The 677-nt window shown below is 57.9% G+C and carries 1 pseudogene; it reads left to right on the top strand.

From position 1 onward, the window contains the following. A pseudogene (gene hcp1 / locus AACR14_RS15890) lies at nucleotides 1-252 on the top strand (type VI secretion system effector Hcp1); the annotation flags it as partial. Nucleotides 253-677 lie beyond the last annotated feature (425 nt).

Raw genomic sequence — 677 nt, 5'->3', positions numbered from 1 at the left:
ATGCTGCCGAAAGTGACCCTGAAGTGGTACCGCACCTCCGTTGAGGGCAAGCAGGAGCACTTCTTCTCTACCGTGCTGACCGATGCCACCATCGTTGACATCGACTGCCAGATGCCGCACTGCCAGGACCCGGCGAAGTCTGACTTCACCCAGCTTATCCAGGTCTCCATGGCTTACCGCAAGATTGACTGGGAGCACACCGTTGCCGGTACTTCCGGTGCGGACGACTGGCGCGCGCCCATCGAGGCGTAAGCCTTGCTTCGGTACTTTGGTATTCCTTGTAAGTAGTAATGTGTCTTTGAGCCGGTTGTTCAACCGGCTTCTTGTACTGTGCATTTTCTCCAGCCTGGCCAACGGGTTGGCTGGAGCTTTTCTGTTTTGCCATCCCCCTGCCGGGGTTTGATGCCCTGCCGGTGAGTGCGGAGGGATGGCAAAGCACTAAAGGGTGTCCTGTGATGCAGACCCGAACCGCTCGTAACCTGTTAACCCCTTTATCTTTGGTGGCCCTTGCGGCACCGGAGAGGGCGGTAGCGTGGCTGCGCGGTGAGGGATTGTATGGGCGCGAGAGTTGGCAATGGCTCAGGCACTGCTTGGCCGTGACAAGAGGGGAAAGCCATGGCTAATCAAACCGGATTGCAATTTACCGTCAAGGTGGGGGCGTTGCCCGAGAGCACCTT

Source organism: Aeromonas sp. 159 (assembly GCF_963862045.1).
In the GTDB taxonomy this organism is placed as follows: domain Bacteria; phylum Pseudomonadota; class Gammaproteobacteria; order Enterobacterales; family Aeromonadaceae; genus Aeromonas; species Aeromonas veronii.
Note: the sequence above shows the minus strand (reverse complement) of the source record. Positions and strands in the feature narration are given on the sequence as shown.